General features: G+C 53.7%; 4 protein-coding genes and 1 tRNA gene. 3 read left to right on the forward strand and 2 right to left on the reverse strand.

What is annotated here, in order from left to right:
* Positions 1 to 141: 141 nt before the first annotated feature.
* From sbmC to FHC48_RS22895, 3 genes are all read left to right on the forward strand, one after another.
* A complete protein-coding gene (gene sbmC, locus FHC48_RS22885) occupies positions 142 to 615 on the forward strand; it encodes a DNA gyrase inhibitor SbmC (RefSeq protein WP_119312150.1) in 474 nt (157 codons plus the stop codon).
* Positions 616 to 707: 92 nt separating this feature from the next.
* The gene (locus FHC48_RS22890) at positions 708 to 1,766 is read left to right on the forward strand and encodes an FUSC family protein (RefSeq protein ID WP_008499466.1); all 1,059 of its coding nucleotides are present in this window, start codon (positions 708 to 710) and stop codon (positions 1,764 to 1,766) included.
* Positions 1,767 to 1,924: 158 nt separating this feature from the next.
* Positions 1,925 to 2,260, forward strand: coding sequence for a DUF496 family protein (locus tag FHC48_RS22895; RefSeq protein ID WP_008499467.1), 336 nt, complete (start codon positions 1,925 to 1,927; stop codon positions 2,258 to 2,260).
* A gap of 47 nt (positions 2,261 to 2,307) precedes the next feature.
* Here FHC48_RS22895 and FHC48_RS22900 read toward each other — a convergent pair whose 3' ends face one another.
* The gene (locus FHC48_RS22900; protein WP_119312149.1) at positions 2,308 to 2,643 is read right to left on the reverse strand and encodes a gamma-glutamylcyclotransferase family protein; all 336 of its coding nucleotides are present in this window, start codon (positions 2,641 to 2,643) and stop codon (positions 2,308 to 2,310) included.
* Between the two features lie 53 nt (positions 2,644 to 2,696).
* A tRNA-Asn gene (locus tag FHC48_RS22905) sits at positions 2,697 to 2,772 on the reverse strand.
* Between the last annotated feature and the right edge of the window lie 5 nt (positions 2,773 to 2,777).

The following is a 2,777-nucleotide window of genomic DNA, read 5'->3' on the forward strand; positions in this document are numbered from 1 at the left end:
ATAAAAGCCAGGGGATACCGAAACCGGGAGCGCTTTAAACTGGGGGTGATGTTCCACTACGGAAAGCTGAATATGGCGTTCTGAGCCTTCCCACCATGATCGGGGAAGACCCATAAATATACAGTTATAAGCGGAGGCAGCATGGACTACAGCATTACGCAGCAACAGAAACGTAAGATTGCCGGTTTTCATTTGGTCGGTCCGTGGGAACACACGGTAAAACAGGGCTTTGAACAGCTGGTCATGTGGGTCGACGGGCGTCACATTGAGCCCCTGGAGTGGGTGGCGGTCTACTACGATAACCCGGATGAAGTCCCGGCCGAAAAACTGCGCTGCGATACGGCCGTTACCGTACCGGACGATTTTGTGATCCCGGAAAACAGCGAAGGCGTCATGATGGCGGAAATCGCGGGAGGGGATTATGCCGTGGCGACGGCGCGTGTGGAAAACTACGACTTTGCCTCGCCGTGGTATCAGTTCTTCAATTCCCTGCTGCAGGACAATACGTATCAGATGGCGCTCAAACCCTGCTTCGAGCGCTACTTGAATGACGGCAACGCGGACGGCTACTGGGATATTGAAATGTATATCGCGGTAGAGCACAAACCGGTTTAGGCCTGCTGAATAAAGGGTTTTTCAGCCGGGACCGTTCCGCCCGGCTGAAAACACAGTACAATTGTGATTTGCCGTGTAGCTGGAGAGCGGGTGTGCGTCCCGACAAATCATTAACCCCTTTTGAAATTCGGTTGTATAAACACTACCGTGTGGTGCACGGGTGTCGCATCGCGCTGGCATTCGTATTGACGTTTGTACTGGTACGTTTGCTGGAGGTTCCGGAAGGGACGTGGCCGCTGATCACGCTGGTGGTGGTGATGGGGCCCATCTCGTTTTGGGGCAACGTTGTCCCGCGCGCCTTCGAGCGTATTGGCGGGACCGTGTTAGGTTCGGCCCTGGGGCTTATCGCCCTGAAGCTGGAACTTATCTCGTTTCCGGTCATGCTGATATGGTGCGGTGCCGCCATGTTCCTGTGCGGCTGGCTGGCGTTGGGCAAGCGTCCTTATCAGGCGCTGCTGATTGGTATTACGCTTGCGGTGGTGGTCGGCGCACCCGCCGGGGATATGACCACGGCGCTGTGGCGAAGCGGGGATGTCATTCTGGGTTCACTGCTCGCCATGCTGTTTACCGGCATCTGGCCGCAGCGGGCTTTTCTGCACTGGCGTATCCAGATGGCCAACTATGTCACCGCGTTTAACCGCGTCTATCAGGCCGGTTTTTCCCCTAATCTGGTTGAACGCCCCCGGCTGGAAAAGCATCTGCAAACCATCCTCAACGACGTGGTCAAAATGCGCGGCCTGATCACGCCCGCCAGCAAAGAGACCCATATTCAGAAAGCGATTTTCGAAGCCATCCAGACGGTAAGCCGCAACCTGGTCTGCATGCTTGAACTGCAAATCAACGCGCACTGGGCCTCTCGCCCGAGCCATTTGTTGATGCTTAACGCGCAGACCCTCAAAGAGACCCAGCAGATGACGCAGCAAACGCTGTTGACCATCGCTCATGCGCTCTACGAAGGTAACCCGCAGCCGATACTGGCAAACAGCGAGCGGCTGAATGAGATCGTTGCGGAGCTGAAGCAGTTAATCAATGAGCGGCAGGGCGATAACGTGGCGGAAACGCCCATTCATGGCTATGTCTGGCTGAGTATGGAACTGGCGCGACAGCTTGAGCTGCTATCGCATCTGATTTGTCGGGCGCTGCGCAAATAAAACGCGGATGTGACGCCTGCTGCTTCGATTCAGCAGCAATTGGGGTTATGATAGGTTTAAACGATATACTCATTGTCATTCGCAGCCGCTGTCAGTAAGGTTATTGTTACAACGGTTGCTTTAACGAATCCGAATCTCACATTATCAGGGGTGTAAAAATGGAAACTACCAAGCCTTCGTTCCAGGATGTTCTGGAATTCGTCCGCCTGTTCCGCCGCAAAAACAAGCTGCAGCGTGAAATCCAGGACGTTGAGAAGAAGATCCGTGACAACCAGAAACGTGTTCTGCTGCTCGACAACCTGAGCGACTACATCAAGCCAGGCATGAGCGTTGAAGCTATTCAGGGCATCATCGCCAGCATGAAGAGCGACTATGAAGACCGTGTTGATGATTACATCATCAAAAACGCTGAACTGTCCAAAGAGCGTCGCGACATCTCTAAGAAGCTGAAAGTGATGGGCGAAATCAAAAACGGCGAAGCAAAAAGCGAGTAATCGCAGCGAATCGTGAAAAAGGCTCTCTGGTGACAGAGAGCCTTTTTTTATGACTCAGAACGTGGCTGTAGCTGATAAATCCAGGCTTGAACCTGCTTGCCTTCAGAGGTAGTCACCGTGACCTCAACCCGGTCATAGCCGTCTTCAAACTCATCCAGCATTTGCCAGTGTGCGGAAAGGTTATCAGAGATAAACAGATAGCCTTCGACGCGGGGGCCATCGGGGTGGAGCATGATCCCCGGGAAGTCCGCCGCCGCACCCCAGCCGCGTTCGTAGAACGTACCGGAGACGAAACCGGCCAGCCATTCACCGCCGATGTTTTCAAGGATATGCGCATTAGAATGGCCCGGACGCAGCGTGCCGTAGACAAACAGAGCGTTCATTTTCCCTCATCCGCAAAGCAAAAAGCCTGCTTTAAAAGCAGGCTTTTTAAATTTGGCTCCTCTGACTGGACTCGAACCAGTGACATACGGATTAACAGTCCGCCGTTCTACCGACTGAACTACAGAGGAATCGT

Source organism: Enterobacter sp. EC_50 (assembly GCF_019584525.1).
GTDB lineage: Bacteria > Pseudomonadota > Gammaproteobacteria > Enterobacterales > Enterobacteriaceae > Enterobacter > Enterobacter roggenkampii.